The organism is Klebsiella quasivariicola (assembly GCF_002269255.1).
Classification (GTDB): Bacteria; Pseudomonadota; Gammaproteobacteria; order Enterobacterales; family Enterobacteriaceae; genus Klebsiella; species Klebsiella quasivariicola.
The window spans coordinates 4,535,672-4,550,075 of sequence record NZ_CP022823.1 but is presented as its reverse complement, the minus strand read 5'-3'; the positions used below and the strand labels follow the sequence as shown (position 1 = coordinate 4,550,075).

Annotated in this window: 17 protein-coding genes; 11 read left to right on the top strand and 6 right to left on the bottom strand. The window is 51.7% G+C overall.

The window, feature by feature from the left end; genetic code table 11:
* Window positions 1-658: 658 nt before the first annotated feature.
* From B8P98_RS31195 to B8P98_RS22990, 5 genes are all read left to right on the top strand, one after another.
* Complete coding sequence (locus tag B8P98_RS31195; protein WP_022065042.1) at window positions 659-835, top strand: hypothetical protein; 177 nt, start codon at window positions 659-661, stop codon at window positions 833-835.
* 26 nt (window positions 836-861) lie between these two features.
* Entirely contained in the window at window positions 862-1,638 is a 777-nt protein-coding gene (locus B8P98_RS23005; protein ID WP_227819048.1) for a hypothetical protein, read from the top strand.
* Between the two features lie 20 nt (window positions 1,639-1,658).
* Window positions 1,659-2,141: a hypothetical protein gene (locus B8P98_RS23000; protein WP_095033437.1), complete on the top strand. Its 483-nt coding sequence runs from the start codon at window positions 1,659-1,661 to the stop codon at window positions 2,139-2,141.
* Window positions 2,138-3,994, top strand: coding sequence for a hypothetical protein (locus tag B8P98_RS22995; protein WP_095033436.1), 1,857 nt, complete (start codon window positions 2,138-2,140; stop codon window positions 3,992-3,994). The genes B8P98_RS23000 and B8P98_RS22995 overlap by 4 nt, the downstream gene beginning before the upstream one ends.
* Window positions 3,995-4,329: 335 nt before the next feature.
* Entirely contained in the window at window positions 4,330-4,917 is a 588-nt protein-coding gene (locus B8P98_RS22990) for a hypothetical protein (protein ID WP_167382681.1), read from the top strand.
* Window positions 4,918-4,942: 25 nt separating this feature from the next.
* Here the strand turns inward: B8P98_RS22990 and B8P98_RS22985 are convergent, their stop codons facing one another.
* Window positions 4,943-5,962, bottom strand: a complete 1,020-nt coding sequence (locus tag B8P98_RS22985) for a DUF4238 domain-containing protein (protein ID WP_157738378.1) — start codon at window positions 5,960-5,962, stop codon at window positions 4,943-4,945.
* Window positions 5,963-6,148: 186 nt separating this feature from the next.
* The gene (locus B8P98_RS22980) at window positions 6,149-6,508 is read right to left on the bottom strand and encodes a hypothetical protein (protein ID WP_095033433.1); all 360 of its coding nucleotides are present in this window, start codon (window positions 6,506-6,508) and stop codon (window positions 6,149-6,151) included.
* A gap of 167 nt (window positions 6,509-6,675) precedes the next feature.
* On the opposite strand from B8P98_RS22980, the gene B8P98_RS22975 reads away from it, so the two are divergent.
* Together B8P98_RS22975 and hpt are read left to right on the top strand one after the other, a co-directional pair.
* The gene (locus B8P98_RS22975; protein ID WP_064144630.1) at window positions 6,676-6,984 is read left to right on the top strand and encodes a DUF3892 domain-containing protein; all 309 of its coding nucleotides are present in this window, start codon (window positions 6,676-6,678) and stop codon (window positions 6,982-6,984) included.
* Window positions 6,985-7,200: 216 nt separating this feature from the next.
* Window positions 7,201-7,737: a hypoxanthine phosphoribosyltransferase gene (gene hpt / locus B8P98_RS22970; RefSeq protein ID WP_022065048.1), complete on the top strand. Its 537-nt coding sequence runs from the start codon at window positions 7,201-7,203 to the stop codon at window positions 7,735-7,737.
* 58 nt (window positions 7,738-7,795) lie between these two features.
* On the opposite strand, the gene can is transcribed toward hpt, so the two are convergent.
* Window positions 7,796-8,458: a carbonate dehydratase gene (gene can / locus B8P98_RS22965; protein WP_012542834.1), complete on the bottom strand. Its 663-nt coding sequence runs from the start codon at window positions 8,456-8,458 to the stop codon at window positions 7,796-7,798.
* Between the two features lie 184 nt (window positions 8,459-8,642).
* Between can and B8P98_RS22960 the strand changes: the two genes are divergently transcribed.
* From B8P98_RS22960 to B8P98_RS22945, 4 genes are all read left to right on the top strand, one after another.
* Window positions 8,643-9,569, top strand: a complete 927-nt coding sequence (locus B8P98_RS22960; RefSeq protein WP_025714111.1) for an ABC transporter ATP-binding protein — start codon at window positions 8,643-8,645, stop codon at window positions 9,567-9,569.
* The gene (locus B8P98_RS22955) at window positions 9,566-10,336 is read left to right on the top strand and encodes an ABC transporter permease (protein WP_087805072.1); all 771 of its coding nucleotides are present in this window, start codon (window positions 9,566-9,568) and stop codon (window positions 10,334-10,336) included. The genes B8P98_RS22960 and B8P98_RS22955 overlap by 4 nt, the downstream gene beginning before the upstream one ends.
* Window positions 10,337-10,458: 122 nt before the next feature.
* Window positions 10,459-10,899 carry a PTS sugar transporter subunit IIA gene (locus tag B8P98_RS22950; RefSeq protein WP_025714109.1) on the top strand — a complete coding sequence of 147 codons (441 nt, stop codon included), beginning with the start codon at window positions 10,459-10,461 and terminating at the stop codon, window positions 10,897-10,899.
* A 58-nt stretch (window positions 10,900-10,957) separates the two neighbouring features.
* Window positions 10,958-12,211, top strand: coding sequence for a polysaccharide deacetylase family protein (locus B8P98_RS22945; RefSeq protein WP_025714108.1), 1,254 nt, complete (start codon window positions 10,958-10,960; stop codon window positions 12,209-12,211).
* A gap of 35 nt (window positions 12,212-12,246) precedes the next feature.
* On the opposite strand, the gene panD is transcribed toward B8P98_RS22945, so the two are convergent.
* The 3 genes from panD to panB form a co-directional block, all read right to left on the bottom strand.
* Window positions 12,247-12,627 (bottom strand): aspartate 1-decarboxylase, encoded by a 381-nt coding sequence (gene panD, locus B8P98_RS22940; protein WP_025714107.1) that lies wholly within the window; start codon window positions 12,625-12,627, stop codon window positions 12,247-12,249.
* Between the two features lie 92 nt (window positions 12,628-12,719).
* Window positions 12,720-13,574 carry a pantoate--beta-alanine ligase gene (panC, locus tag B8P98_RS22935; RefSeq protein WP_025714106.1) on the bottom strand — a complete coding sequence of 285 codons (855 nt, stop codon included), beginning with the start codon at window positions 13,572-13,574 and terminating at the stop codon, window positions 12,720-12,722.
* Window positions 13,575-13,585: 11 nt separating this feature from the next.
* Window positions 13,586-14,377: a 3-methyl-2-oxobutanoate hydroxymethyltransferase gene (gene panB / locus B8P98_RS22930; RefSeq protein WP_025714105.1), complete on the bottom strand. Its 792-nt coding sequence runs from the start codon at window positions 14,375-14,377 to the stop codon at window positions 13,586-13,588.
* Window positions 14,378-14,404 lie beyond the last annotated feature (27 nt).

The following is a 14,404-nucleotide window of genomic DNA, read 5'->3' as shown; positions in this document are numbered from 1 at the left end:
ACTGATGCGTGTATTCGTATTCCCGCCATGCCTGCCCGCTTTGTGTAGTGATTTCATGTCCCTGTATGATTTATGCAAAACCTACCAAAAATGGATGCAAAGGCAGATGATGGGCAGCGTTCAGCTCAATAGTAAGGCTGACATTACTTGATAGTTGCCCTCCCATAGAGTTGCTGGCTGGCCGGTTACGCTGACGTTCATTAGTCTCTAAACAGAGTTGGTACTCTATACGCAGCGCAGAAGACTGGGCGTTGTCTCCGTCGCTTTGTTTATGCTGGTGTCCCTTGCTGTGTGGCAGTTTGGGCGTTTCACGTAGAATCAAACCGCACCATGAAAATGCCCATATCTTATTTATAGGCAGAAGTGACGTGTTCTGGCTATGTATGGCAGGAATGATGTGTTCTGTCTATAAGGGCAGATTTATGATCCATCTGGCAAGGAAAGGACCCAGCCCGGCCTCATCTCCACGCATCTTTTCTTCAGCTCCCTTGAGGGCTACTTAACTTCCCCCTCCATTCGGTAACTCATCCAGTACCTCTCAAATAATCCGTAATTTTTATGATTAAAATATTTTATCTTGACGATTCATTTTATTGATCATAAGTTAACCCCATGCAGAAGAAGTCTGTATGTTTAACCAGTATCAGGAGGTCAGGAAATGGCAGTAACCAGCAAAAAGCCGATTCTTGTCGATCAGCCTATTCTCGAAGGGTTACAGCGCCTGCGGGATGATGAATGCCGGCGTTCTACCGTTGGCGCAGCCCCAAGCATTCAGGAGCTGGCGCGTCACCTTTTGCGCCAGGGCATCCACCGGCATGAGGCGGGCAAGAAGTAACGCTACCGCCCGAAAAGGAGAAACCAATGCCGTTAATGAAATTACCCACATGGGCGCTAACAGCGTTCGGTACGAAAGGTAAGAAAAAACAGCCCCAACTATCTGAGGAAAACCCATCCATGTTCGATTTCTCGCATCTGTCAGGAAAAACCAAAACGAAAGGCGAGTCCGATAACGGGAATGCGCCGCTGAAACTGGACAATGACGACACCCAGATCACCCGACCTAAGCAGCACAGTCGCGGCCACAATGTCGCGGTATCGACTGAAGCTAAAGATAACCCGGTTCTGGCGGTTCGTTTGCTGAAGGAGACCGAGCTTTCTTCGAAGAAAATTAAGCTGAAACTGGCATCGTCACCGGCGGCCCTTTCTGTCTTTACCATGAAATTTATGGAAGAGAACGATCCAACCTGGGAATTTCAGGACGATGAAGAAAAAGCCCGCACGGCGCTGATGTTTTCGACGCAGAATCGCGACGCAAATGGTTACTCTGCTGCCCAGAGTAGCGCTCTGAAGGCGCTGAAGAAGATGGAAGAGCCTCTGACAGAAGACGAGATTAAAGCATTAGCCAGCAAGGCATCTAAGATGCAAAACGACTATGACCCTATGTCACCTCAGAATGTGAATGCTCGCCGTAAGGCTGACGAAGAGTACCGAGAAGAGGTCGCGCAGGCTGCTGCACGCCGTAACGATCGTATCCGGGCATCTGGTGTGAGCCTGCCGGGGGATACACGTCGGGTGAATGGCAAGATTGAAGGGCCAGCGCGTGAAGCCGAGCTGCTTAAATCACAGGTTCCTCTCTGAGAGCTGCGGAGATGAGCGTTATGAACTTTCAGCACCTCAACAAGCCGCAATCTGATGCGCAGTCGTATGGCTTTTCCGGGCGCCGTATGCAGCGTATGCACCAGCTTCAGCAATCGGTTGAAGAAGAGGAACTCCCCGAATGCCCCCATTCTGATGCGCATCTGATAGCGGTGAGCAAAGAGGCAAAACAAAATCCGATACAGGCATTTCATCTTATCGCGGAAGGGATCCCACATCAGCAGGCTATTGCCAGACTAAAAGGCAGCGCTCGCCAGCTCAGTCGTTTTACCCGTCGGGCTATGGAGAAAGTTTATCCTGGCTGGGAGTTCCTTGATGCCGAAGACCAGAACATGGCGGCATTCCAGCACAGCATGATTAACGGTGACACAAACGGCTATCGTTCAGGTTTTAATGCTGCTCTGTCGGCGCTGGAGAAGTTTGTAGAGCCAGTTACGTTTGACGATATCGTGAATAGCGTTAATTCGCTGGTGGAGGAAGTATGAGTAATTCATTCGATTTTGAGCTGGTTGCTGATGACAGGGCCACGGCTGCCATTGACGAAATCAACGAGGCCATTAAAAACCTGCTCCCTCAACTGGATGAGACGCAGGAAAAGCTTAATCTGGGCGGTGATGGGACAGTTGATAACCTAGATGACGTTGGCGGGCGTCTGGATAAAATGTCTCGTAGTGCGCGGGATAACGTCCAGTTCATCGGGGATATTATCCCTCCACTAAAAATTGTAGGTGAACTGGCTGGCAAGGTGGCTGGCTTCGGTGCAGCTGGCGTCGTAGGGTTCGGCATTCAAAAGGTTGCTGACGGTTTTCGGGACGCGGCAAAAGAGGCTTACAACCTCGATACCCACGCGCAGAACACCGCTATGAGCGTCCGGGACTTTACGCAACTGGCAGGTGCGATGCGTATTCTTGGGGCGGACAGTGAAAGTGCAGCCTCATCAATTGAGGGTATTTTCAAAGCATTTAATGAGGCAGCCAGCGGTAAGAATGCAGGTGTTATGGCCGCTATGGCACAAATTGGTGCGCAGATCGAAAAGAACAGTGACGGCTCAGTAAATACCCTCAAAACACTGGAGTCGATTGCTAAAATTTTCCCGACCCTGCGGCCTGACCAGCAAAAATCCTTTGCTGATGCGGTTGGGCTTACTCCAGATCTGCTGACCTTGATGCGTGAGGGGGCCAAATATGCAACGCTCTTGTCGAAGGCGGAGAAGTTTGGTCTGACAGTGGATCCTGAGTTTAATAAGGAAATGTCAGAAGCTAATCGCCAGATGAATGAAATGGCGGCGATTTGGGGTGGTCTTAAAGTTCAGGCTACACAGCGGGTAGGTAAATTTATTGTATCTCCGGCCAATGATTCAAAAGATATAAATGGTAATCGCTGGCAGGACAGTTTGAATGATGGTCTGAAATATAATGGAACTCAGTTTTATCATGGCGATCGGGATAAAGATATTCGCTGGAAAGCATTAAGGGATGATGAGTTTAAAGCCAGCCTGTCAGCTTCTGAAAGGCTCAACTTTACACTTAACAGACCCGACCCCGAGGTGGAGAAAAAGCTTAATTCCCGATACGGCGCAATGTGGCAGGCATATCGGTTGCAGGATGATTTATCTGCCATTCCCAAAATATCCGGCAATGACAAAGTCCCTTATAACGATGGCCATAATGCCTCTAACACACTGGGATTTCGGAATCACAATCCTGGCAACTTGAGAGATGCCTCAAACACAACAGGGAAGAACGGCGGTTTCTCGTCGTTCGCCAGTGATCATGATGGGCTTGCCGCAATGGCGCGCCAGCTGATGTTATACGGTGACCGCGGAAATAATACCCCAAGGGGCTTTCTTCATACGTATGCCCCGAGCTCTGAAAACAATACACGGGCTTATATCGATGATGTGACTTCCAGAACTGGGTTTGGTGCTGTCCAGCGTCTTGACCTCCATAACCCTGAAGTCCTTAAGACGTTGATGGCCGCAATGATCAGGCATGAGCAGGGCTCTCAACCCTACACGGAAGAACAACTCAAAAACGCAATAAGAACGGCCGTCACGGATGAACGATGGTCAGGAAAGCGCAGCCCGGAGCTACTCTCTCAGCAGCGGAACAATATCAACTCGATGCCGACTGCTGGCTATCGCCCAGAATCAATACTGGCGCCAAAGAAAAGCAACAGTGACTCGAATGCCGTCACCGATAACCTGGCCCGTTCCCTCAAGGATGCTTTCACAGAACAACCGTTAAGACTGGAGATCGTTATGACTAACGATAAAGGCGAGAGGAAGACGTACAACGTTGAAAATAATGGGAAAATAATTACGCCCATGAACTATTGATGCGGCCTTCCGTCGTCGCCTTACAAAAATGGGTCCTTCCTGAGACTTTTGTAAGGCACGGGCATTGCGCGCCGCAGTGTTTTCCTTGCTACGGGTTTTCAATTTGATTGACACTTTACACTTGACACTTTTTTGTTGTCAGGTTGTTAAAGTCCGGAGGTGGCGCGTGATGCAGGGGAGTTCGTGAGAATTTTGATTGACACTTTCAGCCCGAAAAGTGTCAGGTTGACATAAAAATGTGTCAAGCGGTTGAACCCTTGACGTTTGATTGACAGTTTTCCGCTGGCGGGTTGACACTCTGGCCATCCGGCGACAATGAGGCAGGAGAAAAAGTTATGTCACTAATGAGCGTCAGCCAGTACGCAAAACATGCCGGAATGAGCCGGCAGGCACTGTATAACTGGGAGAGCCATGAAGGATTCCCGGCGCGGGTTGACGGGAAGATTGACCAGGAGGCCTGTGATACTTATCTGGCCCGATACCGCAGCGCCAGTGACCCGCGCACGAAGAATGCCAGGGGTAAAACCAGGCCTGCTCCAGCTGGTGAGGTGCAGGGGAATATGCTGGTGGAAATGAGCGTCGCGGAGATTAAGCGCATCATGGCGTCAGGCGCCAGCAAGGTGGCCGGAATGGATCCGGACGAACGAGCCCAGGTTGCTGCAAAGGCCGTAGAGCTGTTTGTAAGCGAAGGCCCCTATAACCCGCCTGTGACGTTCGGCGGCTACCGGCTGTCGATTGTTGAAACGCCAGACGATGAAATTGGGCAGATCATCGCTGGCGGCGCGTTTGGCCTGACTGCGTATGATGTGGTTTACGAGTGCCGGGATTACACCCTGACCCTCATGAGCGATGAAACCGAAGAAACAGCTATGCGGAGGGTTATTCCTTCGTTGCTGTATGCCCTGGCCGACGATACCGACTAAAGCAAAGTGTGCCAGTTGGCTCCTGTTATTCCAGCCCTTCGGGGCTGGTTTTTTCTTGCCTAAGTGGTAAAGTAGTCGCATGTCCACCAGCAATAGGAATAATTATATTATCGCTATAATCCTCGCTCAATGAAATGGCCTTAATGTGATTGAAGAATTGGCCTCCATGTATATTCTCTCCTAATACATCTCTTAGCGTAAGGTCACTAGAGAGATGAGGTAGATAGATATTGCTTTCACAGTTTTCACACTGCATCATATTAATGTAAGAAATCTCATTAGTGTTGGAGATGAAAACAACGTTTTCAATGTGTTGTACCGTAAAGTAATGTTCGTCATAAAAGAACAAACAATGTGCTGGGCTTACTGGCATAAAAAATGAAAGGACATTTTCAGGGAAGAGTGTGACTATATTTAAAACTGGATTATCGCTTGTGATAAATGGTATTTTTGATAAATTAAATAACAACACTCCTTTTAAGTTACTGTTCCTGTTATACTGTCTATATGCTTCGTTGAATATGTGTTCAAATAAATTGTTTTTCTCAATAGTACAAGAATCGATGAGGTTATTAATGTCGTCTCTTGTTAACCCCCAAGAATTAGACTCACTTTTTTTAATGAGATCGTTTAAAATATCTTCTTTTTTTTGTTTCTTAAATATATCAAAATGATTATCTAGCGCTCTGCTCACAAGATTCTTAGCTTTTTGCGTTCTAGTGTACTGAATGTAAATATAAGATAAGATCTCACGTCTTAGTTCCTTGCTATCAAGGTATACACAGCTAAGATTCATTAATGGGACTAAGCAACCACTTACCAATTTAGTAATTTCTAGATCTATAACGCCCTCAACCTTTGAAAGATTATTCTCTATTTTTTTGTCTTTGCCATAAAAATATCTTTTTTGGCACTGTGGTTCGTACGGTACAGGTTTTAATTCCAATGTTTTCCTTATGTTACAGAGGTTCACATGGATACCATCCCATGAATAGCGTTTTAAAAGCATCTTCGGAACAAAATGTTGCTTTGTTTTTTCAGCCATAATTATCAACCTGTTTACTGTGCAGTGCATTGAACCCAAATATTAAACAACCATTTCCAACTCATCAACGATCTAGACTGCTTCTGCAATAAAAATAACACTGTGCGAGCATAGCAGATCCTGCTATTGCTACATAACCATCGATCTGGTGAGGCATCGCTATGCACTATGAATACCTGATGAATTTTAACTAAGCCGCGTGCATTCACCTGCTATGGCGTTAACTGCACCTTCCGTATCACGTACCACTGAGATTGTACCCGGAAGGCCATAGCGGACAACTGTAGCCGTCGTCTCACCGCCCAGAATGATGTTCCTTGTCTCACGGCTCCGATACCTCTCAAGCAACCCGTCTTTCACAATTGCTTCCAGTGTGCGCATGGTAGATTCGAGCCAGTACTGGTTATTGTTAATACCAGTTCCATGCAGCAGGTATGCCACGCCGGATACATCAAGCGGAGGTGTGCCGATCTCATCCGTCACCAAGTCGCGTTTATCAGGTTCGAAGTAGCTCAATATTTCTTGTTTGCGGTTGATCAGTCTCATGGTGGGAGATTCCTTAATGTGGGATAGCGCTGTCATACATTGACAGGTATCCGTACTTAAGAAATTTTTGCGCAAAGTCAATCTATCTTATGCGTGCAATGGGAAAAGTCTGTTTTGTTGTTTATAAATGTATTGCAGGGTTTTCCTGTTCAAACTTCTGGTGATATATGACTGATAAATGGGCTGACTACCTCATTTCTAAGGTCCGGTACAATGATTCCCACACTCACATTACCCACGTGTATGTACACGTTGATAAGGGGGACTCTGTTGGAGGGGGGACATCAGAAACGCGACAATGGGTAGTAAATAAGATCGATAGTGGTTATACGTTTTACACCATCTTCAAAGACGATAATGGTAAATGGAGCAAGGGACAGAAAGTGATAAAAGACCCCGTAAACGGGACTAACTACATCACTACAAGGCCCAATGGAACCGCTAAGGACAACCTTGAGAATCTCCCGGAATACTGAGTTGAAGTAGTATCTAGAAAGCATCAGAGGAGCTCTGATGCTTTTTTTATTCTTCTTCCTAATAATGTATACTCGCCGCCTTTCTTCGGTACTCATGCTTTCGCATCATTTCGAGTTTGTGCGATAGGCCGTATATCAATCGGTGTATCAATACTTACTAGATTGCATGGCTTGAGATTGAATTTAACTGATTTAAATCAGTGAGATATATAGTTTATGAAACATATTGTAGAAGTGATGATCCCGGAATCCGAGATCAAAGCGCGTATCGCGGAACTGGGTCGTCAAATCAACGAACACTATCAGGACAGCGGCAGCGAAATGGTGCTGGTGGGGCTGCTGCGCGGCTCATTTATGTTCATGGCCGACCTGTGCCGTGAAGTGCAGGTGCCGCATGAAGTCGATTTTATGACCGCCTCCAGCTACGGCAGCGGCATGTCCACCACTCGTGATGTGAAAATCCTTAAAGATCTGGATGAAGACATCCGTGGTAAAGACGTTCTGATCGTGGAAGACATCATCGACTCCGGCAATACCCTGTCTAAAGTTCGCGAAATCCTCAGCCTGCGCGAGCCGAAATCGCTGGCTATTTGTACGCTGCTGGATAAACCGAGCCGCCGTGAAGTGAATGTCCCGGTTGAATTTGTCGGTTTCGCCATTCCGGATGAGTTCGTCGTGGGCTACGGTATCGACTACGCTCAGCGTTACCGCCATCTGCCGTATATCGGCAAAGTCACCCTGCTGGACGAGTAAGGGGAAATCCACCCTGGACAGCGCGCGCCGCGCTCTCCAGGGTGGATAAGCCTGAAGGCTATTTGTGGTTGATGTGCTTGATCTTGAGGTTGGAGATGCCGTGGCGATAGCGCTGTTCGAGGGTTTCCCGACTCACGGCGGTGACATCCAGATCGCGCAGCAGTCCGTCATGAATGCCGTAAGCCCAGCCGTGAATGGTGACCTTCTGTCCGCGCTTCCACGCCGATTGCATAATCGTCGAATGTCCCAGGTTGTACACCTGCTCCATCACGTTCAGTTCACACAGGGTATCCAGACGGCGCTCCTCCGGCATTTCACCCAGCAGCGAGCTGTGCTTAAACCAGATATCGCGGATGTGCAGGAGCCAGTTGTCGATGAGTCCCAGCTCCGGGTTCTCCACTGCCGCCTGCACGCCGCCGCAGCCGTAGTGGCCGCAGATAATAATGTGCTCGACTTCGAGGACATCGACGGCATACTGCACCACCGACAGACAGTTCAGGTCGGTGTGGATCACCAGATTCGCCACGTTACGATGGACAAACAGTTCGCCAGGCTCCAGGCCGGTGAGTCGCTCAGCCGGAACACGGCTGTCAGAACAGCCAATCCACAGAAAGCGTGGTTTCTGCGCCTGCGACAGTTTTTCGAAAAAGCCGGGGTCCTCTTCCACCAGCATTTTTGACCATAGTGCATTGTTGCTGATGAGTGTATCTATATCATTCATGGACGTTTACGGCCTGTAACCAAGTAAGTGCGTTGCGCTAATATAGGGTAAGCTCACCTTTTTTAAAACCATCTTAACCCGTGATACTTCAGGCTAGTGGTACGCTGGCCGCGCCAGCGCCCGTATAGCGCGAAACGTGCGTTAGACGGGTAAATACGTGTCACGACTCGAGAAGAGATATTTAATGACCATTGCTCTGGAATTAAAACAGCTCAAAAAAACCTACCCCGGCGGAGTTCAGGCGCTGCGGGGAATCGACCTGCAGGTCGAAGCGGGGGATTTTTATGCCCTGCTGGGCCCGAACGGGGCCGGAAAATCCACGACGATCGGCATCATCAGCTCGCTGGTGAACAAAACCTCTGGTCAGGTCAATGTCTTTGGCTACGATCTGGAGAAAGACGTCGTCAACGCCAAGCGTCAGCTTGGCCTGGTACCGCAGGAGTTTAACTTTAACCCCTTCGAGACTGTGCAGCAGATCGTTGTTAACCAGGCGGGCTACTACGGCGTTGAGCGTAAAGAAGCCATCGCTCGCAGCGAAAAATACTTAAAACAGCTCGATCTGTGGGAAAAACGCAACGAACGCGCGCGGATGCTCTCGGGCGGGATGAAGCGCCGGCTGATGATCGCCCGCGCGTTAATGCATGAGCCGAAGCTACTGATCCTCGATGAGCCTACCGCTGGCGTGGATATTGAACTGCGTCGCTCCATGTGGGGCTTTCTCAAGGATCTCAACGATCGCGGCACCACCATTATCCTGACCACCCACTATCTCGAAGAGGCGGAAATGCTGTGTCGCAACATCGGCATCATCCAGCATGGGACGCTGGTGGAAAACACGTCGATGAAAGCGCTGCTGTCAAAGCTGAAGTCTGAGACCTTTATTCTCGATCTCGCGCCAAAAAGCCCGGTACCGAAGCTCGAAGGCTACCAGTACCAGCTGGTCGATACGTCGACGCTGGAAGTGGAGGTCCTGCGCGAGCAGGGGATTAACAGCGTCTTTGCCCAACTGAGCGCTCAGGGGGTACAGGTATTGAGTATGCGTAACAAAGCCAACCGTCTGGAAGAGCTGTTTGTCACGCTGGTGCATGAGCGAAAAGGAGAGTCAGCATGATGCAGCTTTATTGGGTCGCGCTGAAAAGCATCTGGACCAAAGAGATCCACCGTTTTATGCGCATCTGGGTGCAGACGCTGGTGCCGCCGGTGATCACCATGACCCTGTACTTCGTCATTTTTGGCAACCTGATCGGCTCGCGTATCGGCGAAATGTATGGTTTTACCTATATGCAGTTTATCGTCCCGGGCCTGATCATGATGGCGGTGATCACTAACGCTTACGCCAACGTCGCCTCGTCGTTCTTCAGCGCCAAGTTTCAGCGCAATATTGAAGAGCTGCTGGTGGCGCCAGTGCCGACGCATGTGATTATCGCCGGCTACGTGGGCGGCGGGGTGGCGCGTGGGCTGTGCGTGGGTATCCTGGTGACCGCCGTCTCGCTGTTCTTCGTGCCGTTCCAGGTTCACTCATGGCTGTTTGTCGCCCTGACGCTGATCCTTACCGCGGTGCTGTTCTCGCTGGCCGGCCTGCTGAACGCCGTGTTTGCCAAGACCTTCGATGACATCAGCCTGATCCCGACCTTTGTGCTGACGCCGCTGACCTACCTCGGCGGGGTGTTCTACTCGCTGACGCTGCTGCCGCCCTTCTGGCAGGGGCTGTCGCATCTGAACCCCATCGTCTACATGATCAGCGGTTTCCGCTTCGGCTTCCTCGGGATTAACGATGTCCCGCTGGTGACGACCTTTGCGGTGCTGGTGGTCTTCATTGTCGCCTTCTATCTGCTCTGCTGGTCGTTAATTCAGCGCGGCCGCGGCCTGCGTAGCTGATACGGCTCACGGTTAGCGCTTCCCGAGGCAAACAGGTGGGGCGCTAACCGCTTATCTTTGACCGTCATCACCGATACGTCACCTTCCCCTTGCTACATTATTAGCTGGCTAAGGAGGGAAACATGCTCGGTTGGGTCATTACCTGTCACGATGAACTGGCGCAGGAGATGCTGGATCGTCTTGAACAAAAGTTTGGACCGCTGGCCCAGTGCCGGGCGGTCAATTACTGGCGCAATCTCAGCAGCAATATGTTGAGCCGGATGATGTGCGATGCGCTACATGCCACCGACTCCGGGGATGGGGTCATTTTCCTCACCGACAAAACCGGTGCGGCGCCTTATCGGGCCGCCGCGCTGATGAGTCACAAGCATACCCACTGTGAAGTCATCTCCGGCATCAGCTATTCATTACTTGAACGAATGTATCTGCTGCGAGGCACGTTAAGCAGCGACGCGTTTCGCCAGACTATCGTCAGCGCGGGTGGGCCGCTGGTGAGCAGCCTGTGGCATCAACAGCAGAAAAATCCCCCGTTCCGGCTGCGCCACGATACCTTCGGAAATTAAGCATCGGCATTGATGCCGCTTTTGTTACAATAGCGGCCGTTGATGGTTGACCGGTTCGATGCGCATGCTTGCCCGAATTTTTACTCTGCTTCTTTTACTGACCTCGCTCAGCGCCTCTGCCAGCCTGCTTAGCCAGCAGGGCAAGCCTGTACGCTATATGCAAACCACCGAAGATGCGGTTATCTGGGCGCAGGTGGGGAACCATGTCATAAGCGTCGGCAATGTGCGTGCCGGGCAGATCCTCGCGGTCGTCCCGACGGCGGCTGACTATTATGAATTTCGTTTCGGTTTCGGCACCGGATTTATTGATAAAGGCCATCTCGAGCCGGTACAGGGTAAGCAGCGGGTGGAGGACCGTTTAGGGGATCTCAATAAGCCGTTGAGTAACCAGAATTTACTCACCTGGAAAGACACTCCGCTCTATGACGCACCCTCGGTAAGCAGCGCGCCGTTCGGCACGCTGGCCACGAATCTGCGCTATCCGATCCTCAGCAAGCTGAAGGACCGGCTTAATCAGACCTGGTTTCAGATCCGCATTGGCGACCGGCTGGCGTGGGTCAGCAGTCTGGATGCGCAGGAAGATAATGGCATTCCCGTGCTGACCTATCACCATATTCTGCGCGACGAAGAGAACACCCGGTTTCGTCATACGTCGACCACCACCTCGGTACGCGCCTTCAATAACCAGATGACCTGGCTGCGCGATCAGGGCTACACCACGCTGACCCTGTACCAGCTCGAAGGCTATGTGCGCAATAAAATCAATCTCCCGGCGCGGGCGGTGGCGATCACTTTCGATGATGGTCTGAAATCGGTAAACCGCTACGCCTATCCGGTGCTGAAACAGTACGGCTTCCACGCCACCGCCTTTATTATCTCCTCGCGCATTAAGCGCTATCCGCAAAAATGGGATCCGAAATCGCTGCAGTTTATGAGCATTTCCGAGCTACGCCAGATTCAGGACGTCTTTGATATTCAGTCGCATACCCATTTTCTGCATCGGGTGGACGCCTACCGGCGACCGATCTTATTCAGCCGTAATTACCACAATATTCTGTTTGATTTTGCCCGCTCGCGTCGGGCGCTGGGCCAGTTTAATCCGCACGTTCTTTACCTTTCCTACCCCTTCGGCGGCTATAACGCCACCGCGGTACAGGCGGCGAATGACGCCGGGTTTCATATGGCGGTAACGACGGTGCGGGGGAAGGTGAAGCCGGGGGATAATCCGTTTCTGCTGAAGCGCTTATATATTTTACGCACGGATTCGCTGGAGACGATGTCGCGGCTGATCAGTAATCAGCCGCAGGGGTAATACCAGCGCTGTGCCTGAGCACAGCGCCGCGGCCATCAGGCGACCTGTACCGGAATGGCTTTCGCCTGGCGTTTCATTTCGTTATCGCCTTCGAAGTAGGCGATGTTAGGCTGCCAGTTACGCGCTTCTTCATCCGACATCGTAACGAAGCTGGCGATGATCAAAATATCGCCGACGCTGGCGCAGTGTGCGGCGGCACCGTTAACGGAGATGATCCGGGAGCCCCGCTCGGCGGCAATGGCGTAGGTGGAGAAACGGTTGCCGTTGGTGACGTTCCAGAGATGAATGGTTTCATTCTCCAGAATACCGGCCGCATCCAGGAAGTCCTGGTCAATGGCGCAAGAACCTTCATAGTGCAGGTCCGCCTGCGTGACTTTTACGCGGTGGAGCTTGCCCTGCAGCATATTACGCATCATAACTTCTACCCTTCAACCTTAATGTAGCAGTGCGGACACGGCGCCCGCCCTGAGAAAAGCCCGGGCAGTATTGCCCGATATTTACCCGCTGTCTACTGAGCGAGCGTGACGATCTGGTTGTCGATCAGGCGGGCCTGACCCAGCCAGGCGGCCATCAGGATCACCGCACGCTGGCTGGCATCGGTCAGCTCAAGCAGGGTGTCGGCATCGCGGATCTGAATGTCGTCGGCGCGGAAGCCTTTTTCATTCAGCTCTTGTTCAGCGATAGCGATAATCTCGTCGAGTTGGCGATCGCCGGCGGCCAGTTTTTCCGCCACCGCGCTTAGCACCTTATACAGACCCGGGGCGATTTTGCGCTGGTCAGCGGTCAGGTAGCCATTGCGCGAACTCAGCGCCAGGCCATCTTTCGCGCGGACGATCGGTACGCCGATGATCTCGATATCGTAGCCCATGTCGGCGACCATTTTGCGGATCAGCGCCAGCTGCTGGAAGTCTTTCTCGCCGAAGCAGGCAACGTCAGGCTGGACCAGGTTGAACAACTTACTGACGATGGTCGATACGCCGCGGAAATGGCCCGGGCGGCTGGCGCCTTCGAGCATGGTGGACAGTCCCGGAACGTCGACATAAGTCTGGCCCTCGGTGCCCTGAGGGTAAACTTCCGCCGGCGTCGGCGCGAAGACAAAATCGACATGACGCTTGTTCAGCTTTTCGCAATCATCCTGCAGGGTGCGCGGGTAGCGCGCCAGGTCATCGACGCGGTCAAACTGCATCGGATTGACGAAAATACTGACCACCACCACGTCCGCGCTGGCTTTGGCTTCATCAACCAGTTTCATATGACCATCATGCAGGTTGCCCATTGTCGGAACCAGCGCAATACGCTTACCTTCCTGACGCAAACGGCGGATATGCTGACGCAGCAGCAGCACGGATTCAATAATCAGCACAACAAGACTCCTTAATGGAAACTGTGTTCTTCGCCCGGATAGACCCCGGATTCGACTTCGGCAATATACTGCCGCACCGCGGCGCGGATGTCGCCCGCTTCGGCAAGGAAATTCTTGGCAAATTTCGGAATGTGGCCGCCGGTAATGCCGAAAGCATCATGCATTACGAGGATTTGCCCGTCGGTAACGTTGCCTGCGCCGATGCCGATCACCGGAATGGTCAGGGCTTCGGTGATGCGCTTCGCCAGTTCGACCGGCACGCACTCCAGCACCAGCAGCTGCGCCCCAGCCGCCTCCAGCGCTAACGCGTCTTCAAACAGAGTTTGCGCCGCATCGCCGCGGCCCTGCACTTTATACCCGCCGAATACGTTCACCGACTGCGGCGTCAGGCCAAGATGGCCGCAAACCGGTACCGCGCGTTCCGCCAGCATCTTCACGGTGTCGGCGAGCCAGGCGCCGCCCTCGAGTTTGACCATATTGGCGCCAGCGCGCATGACGATGGCGGCGTTTTCAAAGGTCTGCTCGGGGGTGGCGTAGGCCATGAACGGCAGGTCGGCAAGCAGCAGACTGTTCGGCGCGCCGCGGCGGACGGCGCGGGTGTGATAGGCGATATCTTCCACGGTAACCGGCAGGGTGGAGTCGTGACCCTGCACCGTCATTCCCAGCGAGTCGCCCACCAGCAGTACATTGATGCCTTCATCGGCGAACAGCTTCGCGAAGCTGTGGTCGTAGGCGGTAATGGTGGCAAAGCGCTTCTTTTCCTGTTTGCATTTCTGCAGCAGGGCAATGGTGGTCGGTTTCATAACATTTCCTGATGATGAAAGTCATAT